Raw genomic sequence first — 26,968 nt, 5'->3', positions numbered from 1 at the left:
AGAGATGAAGAGGGAAAATGATGTGTTTTTGAAAAACAGGGACGGAGGGGATAGTCATGCATAAAAGTATTTTTGAAGTAGATGTTGATTTTCTAAGCGAAATTATAAATAATGCTATAAAGAAAGCTTTTGATAACTTAAAAGTTAAAAATGAGTTACCTTTATTATTAACAAGAACACAATTGATGGAACTGCTGGATATCGGGAGTACCAAAGCTTCGGAGCTTTTAAACCGCGAAGATTTTCCGGTAATCCGAGAGTTTGGGCACCCAAGGGTTCCAACTCATTTGTTTATGATTTGGATTGAAGAGCATACGGAATGGGTACGAGAAAATACAGGGAATAAATCAATAATCAAAGTGTAGGGGTTGAATAAATTACGTTAAAAAATCACAAAAAGATCACGTTTTTTACGGAAGAAGACGAAGAAACACGAAAATTAATCTTTCAAATAATCCAGAAATGCTTGAGATATAAGTAAATTTGGCTAGTTACGAAATCTTACGAAAGTCGAGATGATATCATGTGGATGATGGGAATCGACCTGGGCACGACGAACCGCAAGGTCGGCTTATACGAAGATAACGGGCGGCTTGTCGCCAAGACGAGCCGCCCGACCATGACGGAGGACAGCGGGGAAGGCTATGTCGTCTATCAGCCGGAGGCGATGTGGAACGACATCGCCGCGATGATTCGCCAGCTGACGGACGCGCATCCGGACAAGCCGGTGTCCTACATCGGCATCACGAGCATGGCGGAGAGCGGCCTGCTCGTCCACCGCCGCACCGGGGAGGTGCAATCCCCGCTGCTGCCATGGTTCGAGACCTGCTCGGCGCCGCAAGCGGAGCGCATCCGGAAGGAGGGCACCCCGCTGGAGCTGTTCCAGCGGACCGGGCTGCATCTGTCGTTCAAGCATGGTCTCGCGAAGCTGCTCTGGCTCCAGGACCGGGATCCGGCGATGCTGCGGGACGCGGTGTGGCTGTCCGTCTCCGGTTATGTCGCTTACCGGTTGACCGGGGCGATGGCCTTCGATCCGTCGCTCGCCACGCGCACCTTCGCCTACGATATGCGGCAGCACGGCTGGGATGAGCCTTGGATCCGCGGCTTCGGCCTCGATCCGGCCATCTTCCCCGACGTGCTGCCGAGCGGCGCGACGCTCGGGACGGTCCATCCGGAGCTGGCGGACCGGCTCGGGCTGAGCGGCGGCACGAAGGTCGCCATCGGCGGGCATGACCATGTCTGCGCGGCGCTGGCGGTGGGGGCCATCGAGCCGGGAGATGTGTATGTCTCGATGGGGACGGCCGAGACGCTTGTCGGCACGATGGCGATGCAGCCGCTCGGCCAGGCTGAGTTCGAGACCGGCCTCTCGTACGGCTATCACGTCGTGCCGGGCTGCGGCTTCTGGATGGGCGGCAACGCCTCCTCCGGCGGGGCGGTCGAATGGATTCGCCGCCTGCTGGCCGATGAGGCGCTTGCCTATGAGCAGATTCAGGAGCTGACCGCCGGCATCAACGACGGGCCGGGCGAGGTGATGTTCTTCCCGTATTTGTCGGGCAGCGGCGCGCCGCATCCGAATTCGAAGACGCGGGCCGCCTTCATCGGCCTGGAGAAATCGCACGGCAAGGCGGAGCTGCTGCGGGCGGTGCTGGAAGGGACAGCCTATCAGCTCGAAATGATTCGGCAGAGCGCCGAGCGTACATCCGCTCATCCGATACGGCGAATGAACGCGGTCGGCGGCGGCACGCAGTTGGCCGCCTGGCTGCAGATGAAGGCGGATATCGCGAACAGCACGCTTCTCGTGCCGCCGATTGAGGAAGCGACGATGCTGGGGGCGGCCTGCGCGGCAGCGCTCGGCGGGGGGCACTTCGGGAGCGCGGCCGAGGTGCGCCAGGCGCTGCAGAGCCGCGGCGTACAGGCCTATGAGCCGGACGCGGAGCGGCATGAGCGGTACCGCCAGGCCTATGAAGAGCTGTACGTGCCGATGGCGGCGCATTTGCGCGGTCTGAAGAAATAATGCAAGGTGGAACGAGAGCCGCAGCCGCGGGCGTTGTTTTTTGCGGGCTGCGGCGTTTTTGCGCGCGAGCGGGGTGTGCGCGTAGACAACCCTTTACGGCATTCTCCCCTTCGGTCAGGCAAGATGGGAAAGGGCTGCTGCTCTTTGCGTCACTCTCCCCTCTGGTCAGGGACCGCGAATGAGGGACGGCCGAAGGCTGTCCAAAGGATTCCTGACGGAGCGGGAGATTGAGGATAGGCCGCGGGAAAGGCAAGTCAAGCAGGCCTGGAGACATGGTGGCAGGAACAAGCGAACCGGCGGGCTTACACGGCTTGTCTCTGCAAGCATTGACGGGGCCTATCCCCGCGAGCCGCTGCCGGAGCCTCCCGGCGGAGAGAACTTGGACCGGTACGCCGTTGGCGATTGGTCATAGAAGCGGCGGAACTGCCGGGAAAAATAAAGCGCATCCGGGATGCCGACGGAGGCGGCGATCTGTTCGATGGTCAGATCCGAGCGCTCGCGCAGGAGCTGGCGCCCTTTGTCAATCCGCAGCTTCAGCAGGTAGGTGACCGGCGTCATCTCGGTCACGCGCTTGAAGATGCGGGACAGATACGCCCGGCTGTAGCCGAGGCTGTCCGCGATCTGCTCGATGGACAGCGGATAGGCGTATTGGGTGGACATCATGTGAATCATCTGCCGGACGGTGTGCTCGATCTCGGACTCGGGCTTCAGCCGCTGCCCGGCTTCCGGTTCGGCCTGGCGTTCCGCATAATCGGACAGGATGAGATGCAGGCAGCCGAGGGCCGTCAGATGGGCGGAGGACCGCCGCTGCTGGAACGCGGCGCGGATGCGCTCCATCCATTCCGGCGCCTCTGAGTCAGGCCCGGCATGAACAACCGGGCTCCCGGAGGCGAAGCCGGCGGCGCTCACCAGATCGGCCGCCCCTTCTCCCTGGAACGCAATCCAGCGGTAGTGCCAGGGCTTGTCTGTAGCGGAAGCATAGCTGACGAGGCGGTTCGGCGTGATGAGGAAGGCGTCGCCCGGTCCCAGCTCGCAGGTGACGCCCTCGCTCGTGAACGTTCCGTATCCGCCCATCACGTGATGAAGCAAATAGTAATCGACCAGCTTCGGGCCGAGCTTATGAGACGGCCGCGTCTGGCTCTCGCCGGAAAACAAGACATGAAGGCCCCGGCAGCCGGCCAGCATCGGATTGGAGGCAACGGCGTAGGTCTCTGGCGGGGCCGAGGCCGGTTGGCCCGGCTGTCCCGGGTCAGCATGGTCTGTCATGACATGTCCTCCTTCTTGTCGTTCACGCTAACCTTTTCGGCGGTGAAAACCGTTCTTTTTGAAACACGTATTACAAGCATTATATCATAGATTGTAATGAAGGTCATATTTATCCATATCATGCGCACATCATTATATTACATGGCCGCCTCGGATTGAGTATGCTTGTAGCAGAACGGCATACATGCGAAAAGCAAGGCAATCGAAAATAAATTGCAAATAATTGGAGGGGGTCATCGTCATGGATGCTCGGCAGTTGGCGGATCGTTTTGAGGAACAATATGGGTTCGGTCAAGAAGAGGTCCGTTTTTTCCATGCTCCAGGCCGCGTGAACTTAATCGGCGAGCATATTGATTATAACGGAGGGTATGTGCTTCCGGCAGCGCTGGAGTTCGGCACGACGCTATTGATTCGTCCGCGATCCGATCGCATGCTCCGGCTGTCTTCGACGAATTTTCCTTATCAGTTGACGGTGGCGGCCGACGAGACGGCAGATGCCAAGACCGGGGAATGGACCGATTATCCCGTCGGGGTGATCGTGGAGCTGGCGAAGTCGGGACGGGCGTTGAGCCGGGGCTACGATATTTTGGTCCATGGCGACATTCCGAACGGAGCGGGGTTGTCCTCCTCGGCATCGTTGGAGGTCGCCGCGGCCTATGCGCTGCTGACGCTGGAAGGCCATCCGATCGATCGGACGGATATCGCGAAGCTGTCCCAGCGGGCAGAGAACCGGTTCGTCGGCGTCAACTGCGGCATTATGGACCAGTTCGCCGTCGCGAACGGCAAGCGGGATCACGCCATTCTGCTTATGTGCGACACGCTTGAATTCAAGCATGTTCCGTTCCGGACGGAAGGCTACAAGCTTGTGATCGGCAATACGAACAAGCGGCGGGGGCTGGTCGATTCCAAATATAACGAACGCCGGGCTCAATGCGACGAGGCCGTGCGGGAGCTGAGGCAGGCGTTCCCTGATCTGGAGCTGCTCGCTCAACTGGACGCCGCGCATTATGAAGCGAACAAGCATCTCATTCGGGATGAGACGGTGCGCAAGCGGGCCGCGCATGTCATCGCGGAGAACGAGCGGGTGCTGCAGTCGGTGGAGGCGCTGCAGCGGCATGATCTGGAGCGGTTCGGCCGGCTTATGATCGCGTCGCATGAATCATTGCGCGATCTGTACGAGGTGAGCTGCGAGGAGCTGGATGTGATGGTCGAGGAGGCGCTTCGCATCGAAGGCACGGCCGGCGCGCGGATGACGGGGGCCGGATTCGGCGGCTGCACCGTCTCGCTCGTGAAGGAGAGCGACGTCTCTCGCTTCATCGAGCAGGTCGGGGAGGCGTATCAGCGGCGCACGGGCTTGACGGCGGAATTCTATGTATGCAGCGTCGGCGACGGCGTGAAGGAAAAAGACTGCGGCAACGAGCTTGCAGCGGAGGGGGAATAAGCAATGGCAGTACTGGTTACAGGCGGGGCCGGCTATATCGGCTCCCATACGGTGGCGGAATTGCTGGATCGCGGCGAAGAGGTGGTCGTCGTCGATTCGTTGGAGACGGGGCATGCGGACGCGCTTCTCGGCGGCACGCTCCATGTCGGGGATATCCGCGACAAGGCATTCCTGGAGGGCGTGTTCGGGCAGCATAAGTTCGATGCCGTCATTCATTTCGCCGCATACTCGCTCGTCGGAGAGAGCATGAGCCATCCGGCCAAATATTTTGACAACAATGTGCACGGCACGCAGGTGCTGCTGGAGGTCATGCAGCGGTTCGGCGTGAAGCGGATTGTCTTTTCCTCCACGGCCGCCACGTATGGCGAGCCGGAACGGACGCCAATCGAGGAGACCTTCGCTACGAATCCGACCAATGTGTACGGAGAGACGAAGCTGACGATGGAGCGAATGATGCGCTGGTTCGACCAGGTGCATGGCATCCGCTACGTCTCGCTGCGCTACTTCAATGCCGCCGGCGCGCACGAGAGCGGCCGCATTGGGGAAGACCACCAGCCGGAGACGCATCTCGTGCCGATTGTGCTGGAGACGGCCTTGGGCAAGCGCAGCGAGATCGCGGTCTTCGGCAGCGACTATCCGACGCAGGACGGCACATGTATTCGCGACTATATTCACGTCAGCGACTTGGCGGACGCGCATTTGCTTGCTGTCGACTATTTGCGCAAGGACGGGGCGAGCGAGATTTTTAATCTGGGCAGCGGCAACGGCTTCTCGGTTCTCGAGGTCATCCGGACCGCGGAGCGGGTGACTGGCCTGACGATTCCGACGGCGATGCGCGAACGCCGGGCAGGCGATCCGGCCGTCTTGATCGCTTCCGCCGACAAGGCGAAGGCCGTGCTCGGCTGGCAGCCGAAGCGGGACAATATGGAGAAGATTATCGAGAGCGCCTGGCGCTGGCATCAAGCCCATCCGGACGGATACGCCAAATAAGGGGGAGGACCATCATGGCGAACGAGAAACGAGCGGGAACGCAAGCATCAGGGCAGCCGGATGAAGCGCGCGCGGCGGCACGGCCGGATGGAGTGCGCGGGCCGCGGCGGATAGAGGCTTCCGGGCAGCGGGATGAAGCAAACTTGGCGGCACGGCCGACAGCTTCGGCACGGCCGGATGCGGCGCGTATGGCGGAGCTGATCGAGAAGCTGGTTCGCTACGCGCGGAACCGGAATATGATCGGAACGCTGGACATGCCGTATGCGCGCAATCAGTTGCTGGAGCTTTTCCGGTTAGATGAGCCATGTGAGGGATATCTGGCCCCGGAGTGGAGCGATGTTCCGGATGAGCCGCAGGAGCTGCTGGAGGCTCTGCTTGATGGGGCCGCCGCGAACGGGCTGCTGCCGGACAATACGACGACCTGGCGGGATCTGCTGGACGCCAAGGTGATGGGGCTGCTTATGCCGCGCCCGTCGGAGACGGAGGCCCGCTTCCGGACGCTGTGGGCGGAGCAGGGGATTGCCGCCGCGACGGACGACTTCTATGCCTTGAACAAGGACAGCAATTATATACGGATGGATCGGATTCGGAAAAATGAATATTGGCTGCATCCGAGCGAATTCGGCGAGATGGAGATGACGATCAATCTGTCCAAGCCGGAGAAGACCCCCCAGGAGATCGCCCAGGCCGGCCAGGCCGCGGCGGCCGATTATCCGCAATGTCTGCTGTGCGCGGACAATGTCGGCTATGCGGGCCGGGTCAATCATCCGGCGCGCCAAAATTTACGGATTATTCCGCTGGAATTGAACGAAGAAGCGTGGTTTTTCCAATACTCTCCTTATGTTTATTACAATGAGCACAGCATCGTATTTCGGAGAGAGCATGTGCCGATGAAGCTGACCCGGGACACGTTCGCGCGGCTGTTGGCGTTCACCGAGCAGTTCCCGCATTATTTCATCGGCTCGAACGCCGACCTTCCGATCGTGGGCGGATCGATTCTGAGCCATGATCATTTCCAGGCGGGGCGGCATACGTTCCCGATCGAGAAGGCGCCGACAGGGCAAGCGCATGTTCATGCGGCGCATCCGGGCGTTCGCGTCGGGGTGGTCGACTGGCCGATGTCCGTTCTCCGCCTGACGGCTGACGGGCGGGAAGCGCTGCTGAATGCGGCTGACGATCTATATCGGTTCTGGCAAGGTTACAGCGATGAGCAAGCCGGGATCCTCGCCAGCACGGAAGGTCCCGGCGGGCAGACGCGGCATAATACGGTTACGCCCATCGTCCGCCGCCGGGGGGAACGGTATGAGATGGATCTCGTGCTGCGCAATAACCGGACGGATGAGACGCATCCGGAAGGCATTTTTCATCCGCATCGCCATCTTCACCATATCAAAAAAGAAAATATCGGCCTCATTGAAGTCATGGGATTGGCTATTCTTCCCGGACGTCTGCTGGCGGAGACCGGAGCGATTGCCAGGCTGCTGGCCGGGCAGGAAGATTGGGGAGCGGTACGCGCAAGCTTGACGGATCAGGATCCGCTCAAGCCGCATGCCGCCTGGATTGACGAACTGGTCGAGCGGTATGGAACCCGGCTGGACGAAGCGGAGGCGAACCGGGTCATCCGCCATGATATCGGCTGCAAGTTCGTCGAAATTCTCGGCCATGCCGGGGTCTTCAAGCGGGATCGCGCGGGGCGCGAAGCTTGCGCCCGCTTCCTGGCGCAGGCCGGGTTCAAGGCGCAGGGCTGAACCGGCTCTGCGGCTGCGGGTTGGAACGGAGCGTGCGCCTCCGTGCGTGCCGGAAGATATGCGGATAGGTGCCAATTTATTGTCGAGAGATATGTAACAGGACAGGAGGTCCATCGATGACACAAGTGCAGATCGACGTCATTTCCCATGAGCGGTGGGGAGAGAGCTTGATGCTGGAGAACGGCATGTATACCGTTATCGTTCCGCTCGGCTTCGGCATCCGAATTATGCATCTGAGCCTTAAGGGCGGCGAAAACGTCTTTTTCGAGGATACGGAAGGAGCGGTCCTGCACCAGGGCGAGGAATTCGCGGCGCTGGGCGGGGAAGGCTGGAAGCTGCGCGGCGGGCATCGGCTGTGGGCAAGCCCGGAGGTGTACCCGCGCACGTATGGGCCGGATGACAAGCCGATTCAATATGTCCTTGCCGAGCGCGGCGTGAAGCTGCTCGCTCCCGTGGAGCCATGGACGCAGACGGCCAAGGAGATCGAGCTCGAATTCCGGGGCGATCGGATTGAGGTCGTCCACCGGATAACCAATCATGGGCCATGGCCGATTGAACTGGCGCCGTGGGCCCTGTCCGTCATGGTTCCGGGCGGAACCGCCATCGTGCCGCAGGCGAAGCGGGAGACCGGATTTCTCCCGAACCGGATCTTCGCGCTGTGGCCGTACACGAAGATGAATGACGAGCGTGTCGATTGGGGCGATGATGTCATTCAGGTCCGCCAATGCGCCGATATCGAGCAGGCGTTCAAATTCGGGACGCACAATGAGGAAGGCTGGGCGGCCTATGCCGTGAACGGCACCGTGTTCGAAAAAAGCTATGAACCGCAGCAAGAAGCCGTCTATCCCGACTTCGGATGCTCCTTCGAGCTGTATACGAACGATAAAATTTTGGAGCTGGAGACGTTGGGCCCGCTCGCGGCGTTGGCGCCCGGCGGACAGGCCGTTCACAAGGAGAGATGGAGGCTTGCTCCTTGCACGGATATCGAACAATATCTCAAAACGAAAAAGATAGAATTGAAATCTTAAAATTTCATTTTTTCACGGTCTCTGTCAAAAGACAACCCTGTCCTGAACGGCTCGAAGCCGCTGCGGGGCAGGGTTTTTGCCTGTTTATGGACGGCTGGCGACGATTTCGCGTCCGGCGATGGAAAGGGTTTCACAAGTAGGCGGGTTTATGTTATTAATAGAGAGGGACGAAAAAATGGAAAACCCTCTCATTGCGGCGAACTGCCGACGGGGGACGATTTTGACGTTCCGGGGGATGGTGCGCTGTCCGGCGGGGGTGGGAGGAATAGGGCCATTGCCTTGTCCGGACGCCTGTTGGGACAGGCTGCATAGGAACCCGCCAATAACGCAGCACTTTCAGGGAGTGTGGATAATGGCTAAATCGTTAGGATCGAGTACGAACATTATTATTCGCTTGGAAATCGACAAAAATGTGTGCACCTTCGCGCAAATTGCGGCCGCCATCGGCGAGAGCGGGGGCGATATCGTGGCCATCGACGTCATTCGCGGCACGCCGGTATCCACAGTCCGAGATATTACAGTCAACGTATATGACGGCAGTGTAGGCGATCGGGTCGTGCAGCGTCTGAAGCAGCTTCAAGGCGTGAAGATCGTGAACGTGTCCGATCAGACGTTCCTGCTTCACCTCGGCGGCAAGATCGAGATGCAGCCCAAGGTTCCGATCCGGAACCGCGACGACTTGTCCCGCGTCTATACGCCGGGCGTAGCCCGGGTATGCATGGCGATCCATGAAGATCCGTCCAGCGCATTCACGCTGACGATCAAGCGGGATACGGTGGCGGTCGTGTCCGACGGCACCGCGGTGCTCGGCCTGGGTGATATCGGCCCGATGGCGGCGATGCCGGTCATGGAAGGCAAGGCGATGCTGTTCAAGCAATTGGCGAACGTCGACGCGTTCCCGATCTGCCTGGACACGCAGGATACCGATGAGATCGTGCGGACGATTCAGGCGATTGCCCCGGCCTTCGGCGGCATTAATCTCGAGGACATCTCGGCGCCGCGCTGCTTCGAGATTGAGCGGCGGCTGAAGGAGAACCTCGATATTCCGGTCTTCCATGACGATCAGCATGGAACCGCTGTCGTCCTGCTCGCCGGCCTGCTTAATGCATTGAAAATTGTGGACAAGAAGCTGGAGGATTGCAAAATCGTCCTGTGCGGTATCGGCGCGGCGGGCATGGCCTGCACCGATATATTGCTCGCGGCGGGCGCGAAGAATATTATCGGCGTCGATCGCCACGGAGCGCTGGTCCGCGGCGTACAGTACGAGAACGAGGCATGGAACGGCTACGCCGCCAAGACGAATCCGAACGGGGAGCAGGGCGGCATTCAGGACGTCATCAAGGGGGCGGATGTGTTCATCGGCGTCTCGGGCCCTGGCGTGCTGAAGCGGGAGCATGTGGAGACGATGAACTCAGATCCCGTCATATTCGCGATGGCGAACCCGATGCCGGAGATCGATCCGGACGAGATCGAGGATATTGCCCGCATCATTGCCACGGGCCGTTCCGATTATCCGAACCAGATTAACAACGTGCTCTGCTTCCCGGGCCTGTTCCGCGGCCTGCTGGATTGCCGCGCGTCCAAAGTGACTTATAACATGAAGCTGGCGGCGGCCCAGGCGATCGCCGAGGTCGTCTCCGAAGAAGAACTGAATGAAATGTATATAATCCCGAGCGTATTCAACCCGCTTGTCGTGACGAAGGTGCGGGATGCCGTCGTCAATGCGGCCTATGAGGACGGCGTGGCGCGCCGCCGCGATTATCGGGAAAACACAGGCAAGCAGTAAAGCAGTAGCCGTTGACAGACGATGTTGGACGGGGACGCCGTGCTCCTCGCTCAACCGTCTGCGCTCATAAGCCTTCCGGACAGCCATCTTCTCTTCACTTTGGGGGAAGGTGGCTTTTTTGGTTCTAATCGATGAAAAGGTTTCCAATCGGCGTTTTTATTGCGAAAAGTATTGACGTCGGCGAATAACCAGTTAAAATATGCCTAAGGCACTTTGCTGTTTTCTCGCTTTTATGCAGTAAACGGTTTATACGGTAATGAAATACTAGACAAGCGCATAAACGCATTCCATGAGTAAATTTTTTTAAAAGAAAATTGTTTTTGAAGAAATGCGAAGAAAAATGGAGAGGGGATCGAACAGATGAGAGCGAAACGTCATGTCATGCTGGCATGCGCGATGGTCATGGCGCTGCTGATGTTGAACGCATGCGGAAGCCAGACGCCGGGAGAAGGAACAGCGGAGCAAGGAGACACGGGCAACGGGGGGGAAAAGGTTAAAATCGGGGTGACTCAGGTCGTGAACCACGCTTCGCTCGATGAAGCGTACAAAGGCTTCGTGAAGGCGTTGAAGGACAATGGCTATACGGAAGGGGACAACCTGGTCATCGATTATCAGAATGCCCAGGGCGATAATACGAACGCGGCGACGATTGCGCAGAAGTTCGCTACGGGCGGGGTTGATCTCGTGCTGGGCATCGGGACGTCCGTCTCCCAGGCTGCGGCGAAGGAAGTGAAGGACGTGCCCGTCCTGTTCACCGCGGTGACCGATCCGGTCGGAGCCGGTCTGGTGCAGAGCATGGAGAAGCCGGGCGCAAATGTGACCGGGACGACGGATCTGCATCCCGAAGCCGTCTCGCGCTTGATGGAATTTATTAAGGAGCAGGTGAATGGCGTCACGGCGGTCGGCATTTTGGCAAATGAAGGCGAGCAGAATACGGTCGTGAACGTGCAGAAGGCGGAAGAGGCGTTGACCGCTCTCGGCTTGAAGGTCGTCAAGGCGCCGGTGACGAACAGCTCGGAAGTGAAGCAGGCGGCGGAATCGCTTATCGGCAAGGTACAGGCCATATACGTTCCGTCCGATAACACGGTCGTAAGCGGGCTCGGCGCCGTCGTCGGGGTGGCGAATGAGAACAAAATTCCTCTGTTCGTCGCGGAGAAGGATTCGGTCAAGAACGGCGGCGTCGCTTCCTTCGGGTTCGAATATTACGATCTCGGCTATACAACCGGCAAAATGGCTGTCGACATGCTGAAGAACGGCAAGAAGCCGGAAGATACGCCGGTACAAATTCCAGAATCTCTTGATCTGGCGCTGAATGTGAAGGCGGCGGAGGCGCAAGGTTTCGCCGTAAGCGATGAGTTGAAGAAGCAAGTGAAGCCGGAAAACCTCTTCGAATAGCGGAGCGAATGAACCAAAATAAAAAGGAGGGGTCACGGTGAGCGGATTTATGCTAGCGATGCAAAAATCGGTGGAAATCGGCGTGCTGTACGCATTGATGGCGCTCGGCGTCTACTTGACGTTTCGCATTTTGGATTTCCCTGACTTAACGGTAGACGGAAGCTTCACGACAGGGGCTGCGATAGCGGCCCTGTGCATTACATCGGGTATCTCGCCTTGGATAGGCACCGCGCTCGCCTTCATTGGCGGCGGGTTCGCCGGCATGATGACCGGCATCATTCATACGAAGGGGAAGATCAATCCGCTGTTATCGGGCATTCTGATGATGATCGCGCTGCATTCCATTAATTTGCGGATTATGGGCAAGGCGAATATCGGCTTGATGAACAGCGACACGCTGCTTACGCCGATTACGGGAGGCTTCCTGTTCCTTATCGTCATGGGGCTGTTCGCGGTGCTGGTGAAGCTGGCCTTGGACTGGTTCCTGCGGACGGAGGTTGGCCTGTCGCTGCGCGCTACGGGCAACAATCCGCGCATGATTCGCAGCTTCGGCGTGCACACGGATACAACGATTATCGTCGGCGTCAGCCTCTCGAATGCGCTCGTCGCGTTATCCGGCGCGCTGGTCGCCCAGTATCAGGGCTTTGCCGACATTCAATCGGGCGTTGGGATGATTGTCGTCGGATTGGCGTCGGTTATTATCGGGGAGGCGATTTTCGGCCATCGCACGATCGCCCGGACGACGTTCGCGGTGCTGCTGGGCGCCGCGCTGTACCGGGTGATCGTAGCGGTTGCGCTGCAATTGCAAATGAATGCGACGGATTTGAAGCTGTTTACCGCCCTAATCGTCATTGTTGCGCTTACCGTGCCGAAGATCCGGCGCTCCGCGAATCAGCGCAAAATGAGCCGCCAGCGGGCGATGCAATTGGCGAAGGGAGGACAGCGCGATGCTGCAAGTTAATCACGTCAGTAAATATTTCAATCTGAATACGCCTGACGAGAAATCGGCGCTCGCCGATATCCGGCTGCATCTGAATCCCGGAGACTTCGTGACCGTCATCGGAAGCAACGGGGCGGGCAAATCGACGCTGATGAATATCATCTCGGGCGTGCTGATTCCGGATGCCGGAACGGTATGCATCGATGAGCATGATGTCACGCTGATGCCCGAGCATAGCCGCAGCCGCTGGATTGGCCGCGTCTTTCAGGATCCGATGGCCGGCACGGCTCCGGATATGACCATCGAGGAGAATCTGGCCATTGCGGCGAAGCGGACAGGGGGCCGCGGGCTGAGGCCCGGTGTGAACCGGAAGCGCAAGGCATGGTTCGCAGAAGAGCTGTCCCGGCTGGGCATCGGACTGGAGAACCGGTTGAACGCAAAGGTCGGGTTGCTCTCGGGGGGCGAACGCCAAGCGTTGAGCCTGTTGATGGCGACCTTCACGAAGCCGATCATCCTGCTGCTGGATGAGCATACGGCCGCGCTCGATCCGTCCCGGGCGGAATGGATAACCCGCTTAACGGACGAGATCGTACGGGAGAATTCGCTCATGACCTTGATGGTGACTCACAATATGGAGCAGGCGATCCGGCTGGGCAACCGGCTCATCATGATGGACAAAGGCCGCATCGTGCTGGATGTGCCGGCTTCGTCCAAGCAGTCGCTCACGGTTGACAAGCTGCTGCGGGAGTTCGAACGGATCCGCGGCGAGAAATTTGTCGATGATCGCGTGGTTTTGGGAGGATAATTTCCGGTTATTTCATCACGAAATGCCAAAAATATGATACAATCCATGAGGGTTACTTAGAAACGACAACAGGAACAAATTGTCGAAAAGAGGGGGACGCTCATGAATTGGTTCAATCGCAGTATGATTCCGAGAATGATCGCTGCATTGTTCGTATTAATTATGACAATCAGCGGCTTTTTCATTTTCCGGGAGTATGACAGCGAGAAATCGCTCTATATGAACTTCCTGCATGAACGGCAGGAGCTCATTGCGGAAATGAAGCTCGATGACATGATGGGCGCGATCAAGCAGGCAGCGAGCATGGTCCAAAACAAACCAATAGACGAGGAAATGACGGACTCGCTTTTCCGCATGCTGCGCGGCCGCATGAATAAGATCGTGGGCGACGACGTGGTGAATGCTTTTCTTATCGTGAAGGAGAACGAAGCGAAGGACGGGGCGACGGCCTTCCGCATTCTTCAGGCGAACGACAGCCTGGAGTCGCTGGGCTTTAAGCCGAATACGGCCTATGACATGCCTTCGGCCGTGCAGGACGCTTTCGTTAAGCTGACGAAAGCAGACAATACGATGATGACCGATGAATTCGAAATCGGCGATGCGGTGTATATTAGCGGGTTAACGGAGATTAGAGACGATCTCGGGCACAGCATGGCCTACCTGGTTACCGATTATGATTATTCCGTCGTGAAAGGAATGTTGACGACCTTCTTGACCGAAGCGATTCTCATCGGGGCGGTCATCGGATTAATCGGTGTCATTTTGGTGGGCGTGTATGTGCAGCGCCGCCTGAAGCCTTTGAACGATATACATAAGCTGGCGGAACAAGCGGCGAACGGAGACCTGACCGTGAAGCTCGCTTCGAAGCGGCAGGATGAGATCGGGCGGCTGGCCGACGTGTTCAACCGGATGACGGAGCGGCTGAGCGGGCTGCTGGCGGAAGTGCAGCGGGCAGCGAAGGACGTCTCTGCGTCGTCGCTTGAGCTGCAGCGCGGGGCCGAGGAGACGGCGATTGCCGCGCAGGAAGTGGCGAGCGCGATGTCCGAGGTGGCGAACGGAGCGCTGGAGCAGCAGCAAAGCGCCGAGCAGACGAAGTCGGCCATGAGCGAGATTACGGCCGGCGCCCAGCAAATCGCCAGCACCTCGGATCAGGTCGCCGAATGGATGCGGGAAGCGGCCGCCCAAGCGGGCGAAGGCCGTGCCATTGTCGATGAGACGGTCGTGCAGATGGAGCGCATCGACGCGGCTTCCGCCGACACCAATCAGGCCATCGCGGATTGGACGGAGGCGGTGCAGCAGATTTCCGGCGCGGTCGTGTTCATCCAGAATACGGTGAAGCAGACGGAATTGCTGGCGCTGAACGCCTCGATCGAAGCGTCCCGCGCGGGAGAGCATGGACGCGGCTTCCAGGTCGTCGCGACGGAAATTCGCAAATTGGCCGAGCATTCGAGACAATCGTTACAGTCTATTATGCAGCTTATTGACGTCATTCATACGAAGCGCGAACTAACCGAACGGGCAACCTCGCATCAGCAGGAGGCCGTTCAGAAAGGGCTGGCGACCGTAAAAATAGCGGACGAGACGTTCACGGTGATCGCTGACGCGATCGGACAGGCCAGCTCCCGCATGGAGGAATACCGCAGCATCGCCCAGCAGATGTCGGCCTCTTGCGAAGAAGTATTCGAGCTGATTCGCCAATTGAACGAGATTGCGGAGCAGTCCAATGATCATACGGCCCGCGTCGCGGCCACGACGGAACAGCAGTCCGCGTTGACCGAAGAGATTTCGGCTTCCGTCGACAGTCTGCTGGCATTAAGCCGCGATTTGCAGTCGATGCTGGAGCAATTCAAGCTCAGAGGGAAGGAACAGTAATTACCTTCTGCCGGGTATAATGGAAGGAAAGGCGTCGGGGCAAGCTAACGATCGGGAGGTGAGCGGCATGCCGCATAATAAAGCAGAGCGTATTCACCAACAGCAGAACCGTTCCCGTATCATGGAGAAGATTACGCCGCTGCGGCCCGAGAAAGAGGCCGACCGCGCGCCGAATCTGAACCGAATTCCGAAACAGAACGGCTAACCTCAGCCTACCGGACTTATCTCCACTCCCATTTTTGCACAGGAAGGAAGTGTTCATTATGGCACATAAGCAGCAGGGACATTCCAGACAAAATACGACGACCCGCACGTCCGATGCCAACAACGCAAAAGGCAAAAAGAAATAACGTCTTGGCAGCATGCCCTCTTCGTTAAAAATACGCACAAAGAAGCGCCGCTTCCCGTGACAGGGACAGCGGCGCTTGCTGTTGAATCCAATTATGGCATCGATGGGATGGCCGCGGCGGTCTGGCTCTGCGGCGCCGCGGCCTGTGCTTCGGATGGAGCGTTGCCCGGCGCGCCGGAGCCTTGCTGCAGCTGGTACATCTTGAAGTAACGGCCCTTCAGTTGCATCAATTCGTCATGCGTTCCTTGCTCGACGATCTCGCCGCGATGCAGCACGAGAATCAAATCGGCGCTTCGAATCGTCGACAGCCGGTGCGCGATAATAAAGGTCGTCCGTCCCCGCTTCAGTACCTCCAACGCTTCTTGAATGAGGGTTTCGGTCTCCGTATCGATATTTGCCGTCGCTTCATCCAGAATCAGTATCGCCGGCTCGAAGGCGAGAGCCCGCGCAAAAGAAATCAACTGTCTCTGCCCGGCAGACAAGGTGCTTCCTTTTTCAATCACCGGCTCGTCGATTCCTAACGGCAAATGCTTGAGCACCCGATCGGCGCCGACCGCATTCAGCGCTTGCTCCACCTTCTCCCGCGTGATGCGCGGATCATTCAGGCTGACGTTGCTTGCAATCGTTCCGGTGAACAGGTAAGGATCCTGCAGCACGATGCCCATATGCTCCCGAATCCATTGCTTCGGCACCGAGGTCATCGGCGTGCCGTCGATTCGAATCTCGCCCTGCTGCGGGTCATAGAACCGGAACAGCAGGTTCATAATCGAGCTCTTCCCGGAACCGGTATGGCCCACGAGAGCAACGGTCTGGCCCGGCTTTGCCTCGAACGAGATGTCGCGCAGCACGTAATCTTCCTTGTAGGCGAAGGAGACCCGATCGAACTCGACATGTCCCTTGTACCGGGGCATCGAGCCTTCGTCCAGCGGCTCGCCCGGTTCGTCCATCAACTGGAATACGCGTCCTGCGGATACGATGGAGGAGTCGAGATTCGCCAATTGATTCACCATGCCCGTAATCGGCTGGAAGAGGCGGTTCAGCAGGTCGGCAAATGCGTACAGCACGCCAAGCGTAATGACTCCGCTGCCGCTCAGCGACGCTCCGCCAAAAAACCAGAGCACGACCGCGAAAGCGATATTCCGCAGCACGTTCACCAGGTTATGGGACGTGAACGCGTTCAAATTGAGCATTTTGTTTTGGTAGGATAAGTACTCCTCGTTCAGCTCCTCGAATTCATTCATCGTATCCTTCTGGCGGCGGAAGGAACGAATGACCGGAATCCCTTGGATGGATTCGTTGATCATGGCATTGATAGAGCTCAGGCGCGAACGTATGATTTTGTTGTATTTCGTCGCAAATTTGCGGTACAGCACAATCCACAGATAGATGAGCGGCAAAATAAACATACAGATAAGTGCAAGCTTCACGTCCAAAATGAATAAGGCCACATAAATTCCGGTAATCGTAATGATCCCGGACGTGAAGCTTTCGAGAACGGACAAGAACAAGTCTTTGACCGCTTCGGTATCATTGGTGACCCGGGACACGACTTTGCCGGCAGGCAAATTATCGAAGTACGGAATCGGCAGACGCTGCACATGGGCATACACATCCCCGCGCAGCTTCCGGATGACCCGGTTCGCCGCTGTCTGCAGCCCCATAATCTGGCCGTAGCTCGCGACGACGCTGACCAGCAGCAATCCGATATAGAGCGCCATATTTTGAATAATGCTGACGATCTCCGGATTATAGCACGTGAGCAGCTGGTTCAGGCTCATTGGGGAAGCCGAAACGGACCAGTTATCCGCTCCGTTCCGAATCGTCAGCATGCCGCCATCGAATTGGCGTTCTCCCGTCTCGGAAGGGATCGGTCCATCCACGAACACGAACTGTGTCCCTATCTGAAGAATGCGGACCTGGTCGCCCTTCGCTTCCCCCTCCGTGAAGCGATCCTCCCGCTTGAAGTAGCGCCCTTCATACAGAATGGCGCCGTTCGCTTCAGCGGATGTCTCGTAGTACGGCTTCTCGATGCCGAGGATATGCTTATCGATTATATTTTTGGCAATGAACGGCCCGGACAGCTCGGCGGCGACGGCCACCGTAAGCATGAGCAGTCCGATGATGAAGCTCGTTTTGAACTGAAGGGCGTATTGCCACAGGCGCCTGCCGACATGTCTCGGATTCGCCGTCTGTTGTTCTGCTTCCATATATGAAATCCTCCCGTAATCGTAATGCCAGTGCGCAGGGAGGCCGGGCAAGTCCTACAGCCCGGATTCCAGCTGCTGGCGCTCGTACTGCTCCTTATACCAGCCGTCCTGCTTCAGCAAGTCGTCATGCGTGCCTTCTTCGACAATCTTGCCGTCATCCAGCACGATGATCCAATCGGCGTGTTCAACGGCCGATAACCGGTGCGTCGTAATCAGGGTCGTCTTGCCCGCGCGCTGCTCGCGAATGTTGCTGATAATATTCGCTTCGGTGCGCGCATCGACGGCAGAGAGCGCATCGTCGAGAATCAATATTTCCGGATCCTTGATGAAGGCCCGCGCCAGGGAGACCCTCTGCTTCTGGCCTCCGGACAGAGCGACGCCGCGCTCGCCGACCAATGTCTCCACCCCGTGCACGAGCGTAGGCACATCATGGGTGAAGGAGGCGGTCTCGATCGCATTCATGACGTCGTCGTCACCCGCTCCGGAACGGCCGAATAAAATATTTTGCTTGACGGTCTTGGAGAACAAGATCTGTTCCTGCGGCACATATCCGATCCAACTGTGCAGCCGATCGATCGGAATCTGCTCCGCCGGGATGCCATTAATGCGGAAGTCGCCTTCCCCGACCGGGTATTCCCGCAGCAGCTGCTTGACGAAGGTCGACTTGCCGCTCCCGGTCCGGCCGACGATGCCGAGCGTCTGCCCTTTGTGAAGCGTCAGGGCGCCGAGATTCAGGTTGTCTGTCGTCGAAGTCGGGTAACGGAATTTGTAGTTCTTCCATGTCAGCGTCTCCGGAACGGCGACATCCCTCGTATGCTCGCCATCCTGGACATCCGGCGTATAGTTCAGCACTTCGTTGACCCGATCGAGCGAGGCGTTGCCGCGCTGCATCACGTTAATCAGATTGCCGATGGCGAACATCGGCCAGATCATCATTCCAAGGTACATATTGAACGCGAGCAGTTCCCCGAGGGACAGCTCGTTATGAATAATGAGATAGGCGCCGTAGCCGAGCCCGATCACGTAGCTAAGACCGATGAACAGCCGAATCGTCGGATCGAACAGGGCGTCCACCCGGGCGACGGCAAGGTTCTTGTTGTACACGTCCTGGGTAATGCCGCGGAAGCGCGCTTCATCCGAAGTCTCCTGCACATAGGCGCGGATGACCCGCACGCCCCCGACCGACTCCAACACTTGATCGTTCATATCTCCGAACGCATCTTGGGCGATCATGTAGCGTTCATGAATCTTCTTGCCGAACACATTCATGGCGATGGCGATGAACGGGAGCGGCAGCAAGGCGGCCAGCGTCAGCTTCCATGAAATCATGAACATCGCGAACAGCACGATGAGGAGGAACGCCGTCGAGTCCGTCAAGGTGAGCATGCCGAATCCGGCCGTCTGGGCTACCGAACGAAGATCATTGGTCGCCCGGGCCATCAGGTCCCCGGTGCGGTTTTTCTCGAAGAACGGCGGCGTCATTTTGAGAAAATGACGCATCAGCTTGGAGCGAAGCTTGCGCTCTACCAGATTCGCTCCGCCGAAAATCTGATACATCCACACATACGTGATAGCGTAAATGACAACCATCGTACCCAAAATGAGGAGAAGATAGGATGTCAATTTGCCCCATGTAATGTCCGCGCGTACGATGTCATCGATGGCGATCCCCAGGATGCGAGGGGGGACGAGCTCGATGATGCCGACTACGATCAGCATCACGACACCTACAATGTACCTCGTCTTATGTTCTTTGAAGAACCAGCCGAGCTTGAATAAAACCGATAGCATCATGTCACTTCCTTGTCTTTTGGCAGAATGGGAAAAACAAAAAAAGGCATATCGTTCGTGAACGATATACCTCAGGTTGCGTAAGGCGATATGTACGAGCGATGTGGCGCCCGCATGACGGGGAAGCGGAATCGGCTTGCGCATCTATCGGCAAGTTCGAGGGGACAGCGAGTGATTCGCTCACTTCGCCGCGCTTCCCGCTTCAGAATTGCGCACTTCTCCTCAACGAGGAGGAACGCAGCTTCCGGCAGGGCTCCTGCGATATGTAGTTCGAGGCCGCGCCGCAAGCGCCGCATATGCCATAATAATTGCATTACGCATTGGATTTACCTGCCTTTCTGAAGTAGTATGGATAGGCTGCGCATCACCGCGCTGCCGTATCTGTTTGTTGATTCTAGCATCGAGCTTCCGGCATTGTCAACCATTTTTTTGAAATGAACCGCCGTGCCCGGTGTTCGCGTACGTCCCGGAGCTCTCGCCATTGCCGGATCGTCCGCTTCGTCGTATGATGGATGGTGGCGAAGCAGGCGGACGTTATCTCATTCGGCTTAGAATGAGCAGACGCTTCCGGCGACAATGGGCCGAAGCGGCCGAACGGCCATCCGGCAACGGGGGATGGGCCGCCCGGGCCTATTCAAGATCGGCCGAGCAGCAGCGACAAGATGCCCGCCGCGATCAGCGGCCCGACCGGAACGCCGCGGAACAGCGCGACGCCGAGCACGGTCCCGATGAGCAATCCGGCGACGACGGTCGGCGATTGCGTCATCAGATGAGCGCCCCGGCCGCCCAGGTAGGCCACCAGCATCCCGACCGCGACGGCCAGGAGCGACTTCCAATGCAGGAACGATTGCAAAATCGTCTCGATCGACATGGAGCCGCTGGCGATCGGGGACATAACCCCGACGGTAAGTATGATAATCCCGATCGTGAGGCCGTATTTCTCTATCCAGGGGAACAGGCTCTGCAAATGGGTGACGCGCAGCAGCAGCAGGATCACCATCGCGATCGTGACGGTCGAGTTGCCGCTGATGATGCCCAATCCGGCCAGCCCCAATAAAATAAGCGAAGAAATATCTAATTGCGTCATTCGAATCACAGCTCCTTTCAGTTCGTGTTCAAAAAGGCCGGTTTTCAGCACCGAGAAGGTTGCTAGAACTCAAAGAAGGAGCAGCGCAATGTAGGCAAGACTACATGAGCAGAGAACTTCGAGAGTGAATGCAAGATTCGGTGCCGGATTGCTTCCAGCTCGCTTCGAGATCAAAAGCGGACTTTTTGAACAACCTCTTTCAGACAGCACAAGGATAGCATATTTAACCAGACTTGAAAATGAAACAAGCCATCGGAGGTGGAGGTTATGAGCAACACATTATTGCTGACCGGCTTCGATCCGTTCGGAGGCGAGTCGATCAATCCGTCCTGGGAGGCGGTGCGCGCGCTCGACGGCGCGGCGCTGGGACGGTATCGGGTGCAGGCGGCGCAGCTCCCGACTTCATTCGCCCGGGCCGGGGCGACGCTGCGCAAAGCGATGACCCGCTGCAATCCCGCGGCCGTCATCTGTGTCGGACAGGCCGGCGGACGCCCGGACATCACCCTGGAGCGCGTGGCGATCAACCTGGCGGACGCCCGGATTGCGGACAATGACGGCGATCAGCCGACGGATGATGAGGTTGTGCGGGGAGGCCCTGCCGCCTATTGGACGACGCTGCCGGTGAAGGCGCTGCGGCGCGCCGTGCTGGAAGCGGGCATCCCCTGCTCGGTGTCGTATACGGCCGGGACGTTTGTCTGCAACGCCATTTTCTATACGCTAATGCATGAGCTGGCCGGCCGCCAGGAAGCGGAGCGTATCCCGGCGGGATTCATCCATATCCCATTCTTGCCACAACAGGCGGCCGCTTATCCCGGCAAGCCGAGCATGTCGCTGGAGTCTATCGTGGAAGCGCTGCGCACCGTCATCCTTCACGCGGATGTAGAGGAGGAGCGGGGCAGCAGCGCCGGGACTTTGCACGGCTGAGGCCGTCAGGGGAGCGAGCGTCACGCCCTGCACCCCGCACGTTGACGGAATAGGCACGCATGCATCGTTGGCGGAACAGGCAAGCCAAAAGGGGCCCAAGCGGGCCCCTCTTCTTATTTCAGATCTTCGATAGAGGTAATGTCCATATAAGCCGGGACAACGAGACCGATTTTGGTGCCGTCCAGGTTCGGACCGAGATCGTCGATTTGATCCTTGAATTTGTCATAATAGTCTTTGTGCGTCGTTGGCAGCCAAGCAGCTACAATCGCATCGACATCCCCATTGGCGACGCCCGTCCACATCGGACCGGCTTCGACCTGGAGCAGATCGACTTTGTAACCGAGCTTCTCCTGCAGCACATATGCGATGACGTTCGTGCTGGCAATCTCCGAATCCCAGGCCACATAGCCGAGCTTCAGCTTTTTGCCGTCTGCAGGCTGTGCGCCTTCGATCCACTTGTCAACTTTGTCCGCATTCGCGTCGACCCATTCTTTGGCGGCTTCTTCCGGGTTCTTGCCGTCGTGAACGGCAACCATGACCTGCGCCATGTCGTCTGCCGTCCATTCGAACTGATCAAGCACCTTATGCGCGTTCGGATCGTCTTCCTTCAAGCCTTTCCGGGCGATCGTATGGATCTGCTCATCTCCGCCGTAGACCCCTTTCGGATCCTCCAAATATTTCAGATCGTATTTGGCGAATTTCCAATGCGGCGTCCAGCCCGTAATAATAATCGGCTCCTGCTTCTTGATCGCTTTGTCCAAGGCAGCGGTCATAGCGGCGCCGGATCCCTCAACGAGCTTCCATTTGTCGAGGCCGTATTCCTGGAGCGCTTTTTCGGTTGACTGCATAATCCCCGCACCGGCGTCGATGCCGACGATTTTGTAATCGACGGACTCGCCTACGCTTGCCGTTTGATTATCGCCGGTAGAAGAACCATTGCCGTCCGCTCCTTCAGATGGGCTGGATGAACCGGAACAGCCTGCCAGCGTCCACCCGATCATCGCGATAAGTCCCAACAACATCCAACGTCTCGTTCGATTATGCTTCATGCACATCACGCTCCTTGTTTTTTGGATTTATTTTTTTTGAAACTATGCTGAGAGAACCGGTCCAAAATAATGGCCAGCAGCACGACAGCGAGACCGGCTTCGAAGCCTTGGCCGATTTTCAGCTGAGTAACGGAACGATAGACTTCGGCCCCAATCCCTTGGGCGCCGATCATGGAGGCGATGACGACCATGGACAGCGACAGCATAATCGTCTGGTTCACGCCGGCCATCAAGGTCGGCATGGCCACCGGAAGCTGCACCTTCCACAAGGTCTGAGTCGGCGTGGAGCCGAAGGCGGAAGCAGCCTCCATCATGTCTTCAGGCACTTGGCGAATGCCGAGCTCGGTCAGCCGGATCGTCGGCGGCACGGCAAAGATGACGGATGCAATGACGCCAGGCACGATGCCGAGCCCGAACAGAAATACGGCCGGAAGCAAATATACGAAGGCGGGCATCGTCTGCATGAAATCAAGCACCGGCCGCACAATTCGGGATACATTGTCCGAACGTCCGCAGGCGATTCCAAGCGGAATGCCGATCACGATAGACAATATAGTCGATACGATGACGAGAGCCAGCGTGCTCATCGTCGGCTCCCAATAGCCGAGCGCTTCGATGATGAACAGTCCGATCAAGGTCAGTAAGGATAGGGACCAACGTCCGATCAGAAAGGCGAGCACGGTAAAGATTGCAATTAAAATGTAAGCAGACGGCCAGGTAAGCAGATCGGTGATGCTTTCGACGCTGCGTTCAATTAATTTGGATAGAAATTGGAAAAATCCGTCGGCGTTCGTTCCGAGCCAGTTCACTCCCTCTTCGACCCAATTACCTATCGGCAGTCGCATGCGACATCACCATCCCTTCCGTGTCTGTTGCGGCTGCATCCGCTCCAGTCGCTTCGTTTGTTCCATTCGTTCCATTCGGAACATTGCCGGCCAGCGCGCCGAGAACCGCTCCGCGCACAATCGCGCCCATCAGCCTGCCGTCTGGCTGGACGACTGCGATTGGAAGCTTGGCTTCGCCCGACAACGCGAACAAATCGTTCAGCAGCACATCCGGCGATACGGTAGGGACGTCGGTGAACATGACTTCCTGCAATGACTTGCCGCCGCGTGCCGCCTCACTGGCCTGCTCGGCTGTAACGACCCCTTGAAGTGACTTATCTTTGCCCACGACGAACAGGGTTGAGATGCCGATATCCCGCATAAGCTGCAGGGCGACGCGAGGTCCCCGGTCAAGGGATACCGTCTCGGGCCGACGCATGATGTGCGCTGCGGTCAGCACCTTCGATAAGTCCACTCCTTCAACGAATCGCTCCACGTATTCGTCTGCCGGATCCATCAGCATTTGTTCCGGGGTGCCGATCTGGATCAGCTTCCCGTCTTTTAATAACGCGATTCGATCTCCGATGCGGAGAGCTTCGTCCAAATCATGGGTAATAAAAATGATTGTTTTATGCATTTTTTGCTGCAGCTCGAGGAGTTCGTCCTGCATATCCCGCCGGATAAGCGGATCGAGCGCACTGAATGCTTCATCCATCAGGAGAACATCCGGATCGTTGGCCAGCGCTCTGGCCAGTCCGACCCGCTGCTGCATGCCGCCGCTCAATTCGTCGGGATATTTCTGCTCCCAGCTTTCGAGTCCGACCAATCCGAGAGCTTCCCGCGCTTTGCGGTAGCGTTCTTCCTTCGCCATTCCTTGAATTTCGAGGCCATATGCGGCATTATCGAGGACGGTCCGATGAGGGAAGAGCGCGAACTTCTGGAATACCATGCCAATCGTCTTGCGGCGAACTTCCCGCAGCTCCGACTCGTTCAACTTGGAGATGTTCCGATCTTTCAACCAGATATCTCCGTCCGTCGGCTCGATTAGACGATTGAGCATTCGCACCAGCGTGGACTTCCCGCTGCCGGAGAGGCCCATGATAACAAAGATTTCGCCTGGCTCGACGGAGAAAGAGACCTGATTGACGGCAACAGTCGCTTGTTTTTCTGTGGCGAGCCGTTCCCGGGACCACCCTTGCTTCAGCAGAGTGAGCGCGCGCTGCGCTTGCGGACCGAATATTTTGGTCACTCCGTTGACTTTAATGATAGACAATCGTTTCACCTCTCTTGTCTTGCCCGAATTCGTTTTACCAACGCTTTCTATTGTAACCTTTGAAAATTTTCAATAACAACCTTTAAAACCGTTTGTAAATTACGTTCAGTAAAAACTGTACAAACTCATGCTGTCATATGCTCAACTTTCCTAAAGAATGCTGACCTATCCGGTACTTTACTTTTGAATCTATCTCTCATACAATGTTCGATGACGCCTTGTACCGTTAGGAGATGCGGGATTGCCGAGCCGTCCCGAGTCGACCTCATCTTCCTCTATAATCAATGACTACGGTATCATTTATAAGGAGTCGAATAACTAGCAGCAGCCAGGTTCGGCACAGGAGGAATTAGCACATGGCAACGTTCGCGCAGTTGACGCAGGAACAACAAGGGGCGGTGGAAAAAGCTCGCAATCGTGTCATAGAAGCGATCGGTCAAAATATGGACCTATACGGAATGACCCAATCCACAGGCCATTTGTACGGTTTGTTATTTTTCAGCGATCATCCGATGACGCTGGATGAGATGGGCAAGGAAATGGAAATGAGCAAGACGAGCATGAGCACCGGGGTCCGTACGCTGGTGGATATGAAGATGGTGCACAAGGTATGGGGCAAAGGCACGCGGAAAGACTTGTACGAAGTGGAGCCGGACTGGTACCAGACCTTCGCCGATTATTTCGGCATCAAGTGGCGCAAGGCCATCGAAGTGAACTTATCCGCCATCCGGCGTTCCAAGCGAGAACTGGAGAACCTGCTCGCAGCGCATGGCGAGGACGAGACGCTGCGCGGCATCGTTCAGGCGGATATTGCCAAGATGCAGGAAGCGGAGCAGTATTACCACTGGCTGGATCAATTAATAGATGCACTGGAGAGCGGCGAGATTTTTCGCTTCATCCCGAAGCCGGGAACTCCAGAATAAACATAATGTTCGCAGAAAAAGACGGCCGAAAGCCGTCTTTTGTGCGCTTGGCAGCGCATCGTACTAACGGGTGAGAGTCCCGAGCGCACCGCGAGGCGGCGGAAGCGCATATTTCATGTAAGTGGAATAACCGACGGAGCGTAGACAATTCTCAATATGCTCCTGACGTAGGGCGTCCTGAATCAATACGATCAACTCTCCATTTCGCTGGATGTAGGTGTTCCAGTTTCGAAGTCCTGTAATACGACGATGATTTGCTTTGGTCTGTCGAAAAAATCGCTCTAAATCATTGTTTGTTCTCGGAAGATGGTACTCGTCGTAACAAGTAAACAGACCATTCCAGAAGCCATTTGTATACCGGAGAATGTTCTCCACTATGGGAACGTCATCGGTTTGTGTGTAGGTTTGTTTCATCCATCCCAGCAGTGCGGTCATCTCCCACCGAGCCGTTTCTCTGCTTCTATCAATTCTAGGTTCCAGTATGTTGGCAATGTGTTTCAGCGGTTTTCGCCAACGAGCAACGGTTTCGTATACAGGTAACATTTGATCTACTTTACTGAAAATGTTAATTATATATTCAAGGAATGAGGCCCCTTTTTTTACGCAAGCATTGAGCCAACGAGGCTTGAATAGCTTGCGCACGTTCATAGATCAGCATACCGGGCAACTCGAGTGGGGGATCGCCATCCTCTAACAACAAGGCACGAACAGCTGCAATGTATTTTTTAGCGATTTGAGCTTCTGCCATTTCGGTTGAAGCTTGCTCCTTTGCGGTTTCACTCGCGGTCGAAATCTCGGTTTCGTTAACACGACTTTCGATTTTCTCGATTTTACGTTCAACCTCTCGAATCCCGCGCATGCTTTTCTTCAATTCTGTCTTGAGTTTTCGGTCTGCATCAACAATCGGTTTGGCAATATCCTTCAAATCATGATACTGACAATACTGGTACGGCACGTCGGGAAGAAGAGCTTCGAAGGCCAGACGAATCGAATGCTGACCGTCACCGACAATTCCGACAATAGGAAAGCCGAGTTCAATCACAGGCTCGATAAGAGTTTGCAATTCCGCCGCTTTGCCACTCTTCATGTTCTTTGCGGCAAGCACGGTCCCACTAAATACTTCGCGCAGCACATAGAGGGTTTCGTTGCCTTTTTCAGGCTGAACACCATCCATGGATAAAAGGATGCCACCGTTTTGTTCCGTCGTTTCGGCGAGGACCTTGCGGACATGATCATTGAGACTGGCGGCCAAAAGA

The 26,968-nt window shown here is 57.0% G+C and carries 22 protein-coding genes and 1 pseudogene; 14 read left to right on the top strand and 9 right to left on the bottom strand.

The window, feature by feature from the left end:
* Positions 1 to 56: 56 nt before the first annotated feature.
* Both ABD76_RS25795 and ABD76_RS25790 read left to right on the top strand, forming a co-directional pair.
* Positions 57 to 365: a DNA-binding protein gene (locus ABD76_RS25795; RefSeq protein WP_197259825.1), complete on the top strand. Its 309-nt coding sequence runs from the start codon at positions 57 to 59 to the stop codon at positions 363 to 365.
* A gap of 164 nt (positions 366 to 529) precedes the next feature.
* A complete protein-coding gene (locus ABD76_RS25790) occupies positions 530 to 2,014 on the top strand; it encodes an FGGY-family carbohydrate kinase (protein ID WP_242069814.1) in 1,485 nt (494 codons plus the stop codon).
* Between the two features lie 336 nt (positions 2,015 to 2,350).
* Here the strand turns inward: ABD76_RS25790 and ABD76_RS25785 are convergent, their stop codons facing one another.
* On the bottom strand, positions 2,351 to 3,280 hold the full coding sequence (locus ABD76_RS25785) for an AraC family transcriptional regulator (protein ID WP_197259823.1): 930 nt from the start codon (positions 3,278 to 3,280) through the stop codon (positions 2,351 to 2,353).
* A gap of 241 nt (positions 3,281 to 3,521) precedes the next feature.
* Here ABD76_RS25785 and ABD76_RS25780 point away from each other — a divergent pair, with 241 nt between their 5' ends.
* The 10 genes from ABD76_RS25780 (at position 3,522) to ABD76_RS25735 (ending at position 15,490) form a co-directional block, all read left to right on the top strand.
* The gene (locus ABD76_RS25780; protein WP_197259822.1) at positions 3,522 to 4,721 is read left to right on the top strand and encodes a galactokinase; all 1,200 of its coding nucleotides are present in this window, start codon (positions 3,522 to 3,524) and stop codon (positions 4,719 to 4,721) included.
* A gap of 3 nt (positions 4,722 to 4,724) precedes the next feature.
* Positions 4,725 to 5,711 carry a UDP-glucose 4-epimerase GalE gene (gene galE, locus ABD76_RS25775; RefSeq protein WP_197259821.1) on the top strand — a complete coding sequence of 329 codons (987 nt, stop codon included), beginning with the start codon at positions 4,725 to 4,727 and terminating at the stop codon, positions 5,709 to 5,711.
* A 14-nt stretch (positions 5,712 to 5,725) separates the two neighbouring features.
* Complete coding sequence (locus ABD76_RS25770; RefSeq protein WP_420901974.1) at positions 5,726 to 7,459, top strand: UDP-glucose--hexose-1-phosphate uridylyltransferase; 1,734 nt, start codon at positions 5,726 to 5,728, stop codon at positions 7,457 to 7,459.
* 116 nt (positions 7,460 to 7,575) lie between these two features.
* Positions 7,576 to 8,487 carry a hypothetical protein gene (locus ABD76_RS25765; RefSeq protein WP_197259820.1) on the top strand — a complete coding sequence of 304 codons (912 nt, stop codon included), beginning with the start codon at positions 7,576 to 7,578 and terminating at the stop codon, positions 8,485 to 8,487.
* Positions 8,488 to 8,839: 352 nt separating this feature from the next.
* Positions 8,840 to 10,273: an NAD-dependent malic enzyme gene (locus tag ABD76_RS25760; RefSeq protein WP_197259819.1), complete on the top strand. Its 1,434-nt coding sequence runs from the start codon at positions 8,840 to 8,842 to the stop codon at positions 10,271 to 10,273.
* Positions 10,274 to 10,633: 360 nt separating this feature from the next.
* Positions 10,634 to 11,668 (top strand): ABC transporter substrate-binding protein, encoded by a 1,035-nt coding sequence (locus ABD76_RS25755; RefSeq protein ID WP_197259818.1) that lies wholly within the window; start codon positions 10,634 to 10,636, stop codon positions 11,666 to 11,668.
* A gap of 37 nt (positions 11,669 to 11,705) precedes the next feature.
* On the top strand, positions 11,706 to 12,629 hold the full coding sequence (locus tag ABD76_RS25750; protein ID WP_338125199.1) for an ABC transporter permease: 924 nt from the start codon (positions 11,706 to 11,708) through the stop codon (positions 12,627 to 12,629).
* Entirely contained in the window at positions 12,616 to 13,413 is a 798-nt protein-coding gene (locus ABD76_RS25745) for an ABC transporter ATP-binding protein (protein ID WP_197259817.1), read from the top strand. The genes ABD76_RS25750 and ABD76_RS25745 overlap by 14 nt, the downstream gene beginning before the upstream one ends.
* Before the next feature lie 102 nt (positions 13,414 to 13,515).
* Positions 13,516 to 15,285, top strand: coding sequence for a methyl-accepting chemotaxis protein (locus ABD76_RS25740; protein WP_197259816.1), 1,770 nt, complete (start codon positions 13,516 to 13,518; stop codon positions 15,283 to 15,285).
* Between the two features lie 67 nt (positions 15,286 to 15,352).
* Positions 15,353 to 15,490: a hypothetical protein gene (locus ABD76_RS25735; protein WP_197259815.1), complete on the top strand. Its 138-nt coding sequence runs from the start codon at positions 15,353 to 15,355 to the stop codon at positions 15,488 to 15,490.
* Positions 15,491 to 15,726: 236 nt separating this feature from the next.
* On the opposite strand, the gene ABD76_RS25730 is transcribed toward ABD76_RS25735, so the two are convergent.
* The 3 genes from ABD76_RS25730 to ABD76_RS25720 all read right to left on the bottom strand — a co-directional run bounded on the left by ABD76_RS25730 (position 15,727) and on the right by ABD76_RS25720 (position 20,719).
* Positions 15,727 to 17,841, bottom strand: a complete 2,115-nt coding sequence (locus tag ABD76_RS25730; protein WP_197259814.1) for an ABC transporter ATP-binding protein — start codon at positions 17,839 to 17,841, stop codon at positions 15,727 to 15,729.
* Between the two features lie 54 nt (positions 17,842 to 17,895).
* Positions 17,896 to 19,632: an ABC transporter ATP-binding protein gene (locus ABD76_RS25725; RefSeq protein ID WP_197259813.1), complete on the bottom strand. Its 1,737-nt coding sequence runs from the start codon at positions 19,630 to 19,632 to the stop codon at positions 17,896 to 17,898.
* A 634-nt stretch (positions 19,633 to 20,266) separates the two neighbouring features.
* Entirely contained in the window at positions 20,267 to 20,719 is a 453-nt protein-coding gene (locus tag ABD76_RS25720; protein WP_197259812.1) for a DUF441 domain-containing protein, read from the bottom strand.
* A 267-nt stretch (positions 20,720 to 20,986) separates the two neighbouring features.
* Between ABD76_RS25720 and pcp the strand changes: the two genes are divergently transcribed.
* A complete protein-coding gene (gene pcp / locus ABD76_RS25715; protein WP_197259811.1) occupies positions 20,987 to 21,643 on the top strand; it encodes a pyroglutamyl-peptidase I in 657 nt (218 codons plus the stop codon).
* 113 nt (positions 21,644 to 21,756) lie between these two features.
* On the opposite strand, the gene ABD76_RS25710 is transcribed toward pcp, so the two are convergent.
* The 3 genes from ABD76_RS25710 to ABD76_RS25700 are packed head-to-tail and all read right to left on the bottom strand — an operon-like array spanning position 21,757 to position 24,789.
* Positions 21,757 to 22,692 carry a glycine betaine ABC transporter substrate-binding protein gene (locus ABD76_RS25710; RefSeq protein ID WP_242069813.1) on the bottom strand — a complete coding sequence of 312 codons (936 nt, stop codon included), beginning with the start codon at positions 22,690 to 22,692 and terminating at the stop codon, positions 21,757 to 21,759.
* Positions 22,693 to 22,697: 5 nt separating this feature from the next.
* A complete protein-coding gene (locus tag ABD76_RS25705; protein WP_197259810.1) occupies positions 22,698 to 23,537 on the bottom strand; it encodes an ABC transporter permease in 840 nt (279 codons plus the stop codon).
* Entirely contained in the window at positions 23,518 to 24,789 is a 1,272-nt protein-coding gene (locus tag ABD76_RS25700; RefSeq protein WP_197259809.1) for a quaternary amine ABC transporter ATP-binding protein, read from the bottom strand. The genes ABD76_RS25705 and ABD76_RS25700 overlap by 20 nt, the downstream gene beginning before the upstream one ends.
* A gap of 356 nt (positions 24,790 to 25,145) precedes the next feature.
* Here ABD76_RS25700 and ABD76_RS25695 point away from each other — a divergent pair, with 356 nt between their 5' ends.
* The gene (locus ABD76_RS25695) at positions 25,146 to 25,712 is read left to right on the top strand and encodes a GbsR/MarR family transcriptional regulator (protein WP_197259808.1); all 567 of its coding nucleotides are present in this window, start codon (positions 25,146 to 25,148) and stop codon (positions 25,710 to 25,712) included.
* Between the two features lie 63 nt (positions 25,713 to 25,775).
* Here ABD76_RS25695 and ABD76_RS31090 read toward each other — a convergent pair whose 3' ends face one another.
* On the bottom strand, positions 25,776 to 26,255 hold the full coding sequence (locus ABD76_RS31090) for an IS66 family transposase (protein WP_197259807.1): 480 nt from the start codon (positions 26,253 to 26,255) through the stop codon (positions 25,776 to 25,778).
* A gap of 34 nt (positions 26,256 to 26,289) precedes the next feature.
* A pseudogene (locus ABD76_RS25685) lies at positions 26,290 to 26,968 on the bottom strand (hypothetical protein); the annotation flags it as partial.

Origin of the sequence: Paenibacillus dendritiformis (assembly GCF_015845845.1) — a bacterium.
GTDB lineage: Bacteria > Bacillota > Bacilli > Paenibacillales > Paenibacillaceae > Paenibacillus_B > Paenibacillus_B dendritiformis_C.
The sequence above is the reverse complement of the archived record's forward strand: the minus strand, read 5'-3'. Positions and strand labels throughout refer to the sequence as shown.

Bases quoted from the DNA above. Each gene is read 5' to 3' on its own strand.
- ABD76_RS25795 (WP_197259825.1), top strand. From the start codon at position 57: ATGCATAAAAGTATTTTTGAAGTAGATGTTGATTTTCTAAGCGAAATT.
- ABD76_RS25790 (WP_242069814.1), top strand. From the start codon at position 530: ATGATGGGAATCGACCTGGGCACGACGAACCGCAAGGTCGGCTTATAC.
- ABD76_RS25785 (WP_197259823.1), bottom strand. From the start codon at position 3,280: ATGACAGACCATGCTGACCCGGGACAGCCGGGCCAACCGGCCTCGGCC.
- ABD76_RS25780 (WP_197259822.1), top strand. From the start codon at position 3,522: ATGGATGCTCGGCAGTTGGCGGATCGTTTTGAGGAACAATATGGGTTC.
- galE (WP_197259821.1), top strand. From the start codon at position 4,725: ATGGCAGTACTGGTTACAGGCGGGGCCGGCTATATCGGCTCCCATACG.
- ABD76_RS25770 (WP_420901974.1), top strand. From the start codon at position 5,726: ATGGCGAACGAGAAACGAGCGGGAACGCAAGCATCAGGGCAGCCGGAT.
- ABD76_RS25765 (WP_197259820.1), top strand. From the start codon at position 7,576: ATGACACAAGTGCAGATCGACGTCATTTCCCATGAGCGGTGGGGAGAG.
- ABD76_RS25760 (WP_197259819.1), top strand. From the start codon at position 8,840: ATGGCTAAATCGTTAGGATCGAGTACGAACATTATTATTCGCTTGGAA.
- ABD76_RS25755 (WP_197259818.1), top strand. From the start codon at position 10,634: ATGAGAGCGAAACGTCATGTCATGCTGGCATGCGCGATGGTCATGGCG.
- ABD76_RS25745 (WP_197259817.1), top strand. From the start codon at position 12,616: ATGCTGCAAGTTAATCACGTCAGTAAATATTTCAATCTGAATACGCCT.
- ABD76_RS25740 (WP_197259816.1), top strand. From the start codon at position 13,516: ATGAATTGGTTCAATCGCAGTATGATTCCGAGAATGATCGCTGCATTG.
- ABD76_RS25735 (WP_197259815.1), top strand. From the start codon at position 15,353: ATGCCGCATAATAAAGCAGAGCGTATTCACCAACAGCAGAACCGTTCC.
- ABD76_RS25730 (WP_197259814.1), bottom strand. From the start codon at position 17,841: ATGGAAGCAGAACAACAGACGGCGAATCCGAGACATGTCGGCAGGCGC.
- ABD76_RS25725 (WP_197259813.1), bottom strand. From the start codon at position 19,632: ATGCTATCGGTTTTATTCAAGCTCGGCTGGTTCTTCAAAGAACATAAG.
- ABD76_RS25720 (WP_197259812.1), bottom strand. From the start codon at position 20,719: ATGACGCAATTAGATATTTCTTCGCTTATTTTATTGGGGCTGGCCGGA.
- pcp (WP_197259811.1), top strand. From the start codon at position 20,987: ATGAGCAACACATTATTGCTGACCGGCTTCGATCCGTTCGGAGGCGAG.
- ABD76_RS25710 (WP_242069813.1), bottom strand. From the start codon at position 22,692: ATGAAGCATAATCGAACGAGACGTTGGATGTTGTTGGGACTTATCGCG.
- ABD76_RS25705 (WP_197259810.1), bottom strand. From the start codon at position 23,537: ATGCGACTGCCGATAGGTAATTGGGTCGAAGAGGGAGTGAACTGGCTC.
- ABD76_RS25695 (WP_197259808.1), top strand. From the start codon at position 25,146: ATGGCAACGTTCGCGCAGTTGACGCAGGAACAACAAGGGGCGGTGGAA.
- ABD76_RS31090 (WP_197259807.1), bottom strand. From the start codon at position 26,255: ATGTTACCTGTATACGAAACCGTTGCTCGTTGGCGAAAACCGCTGAAA.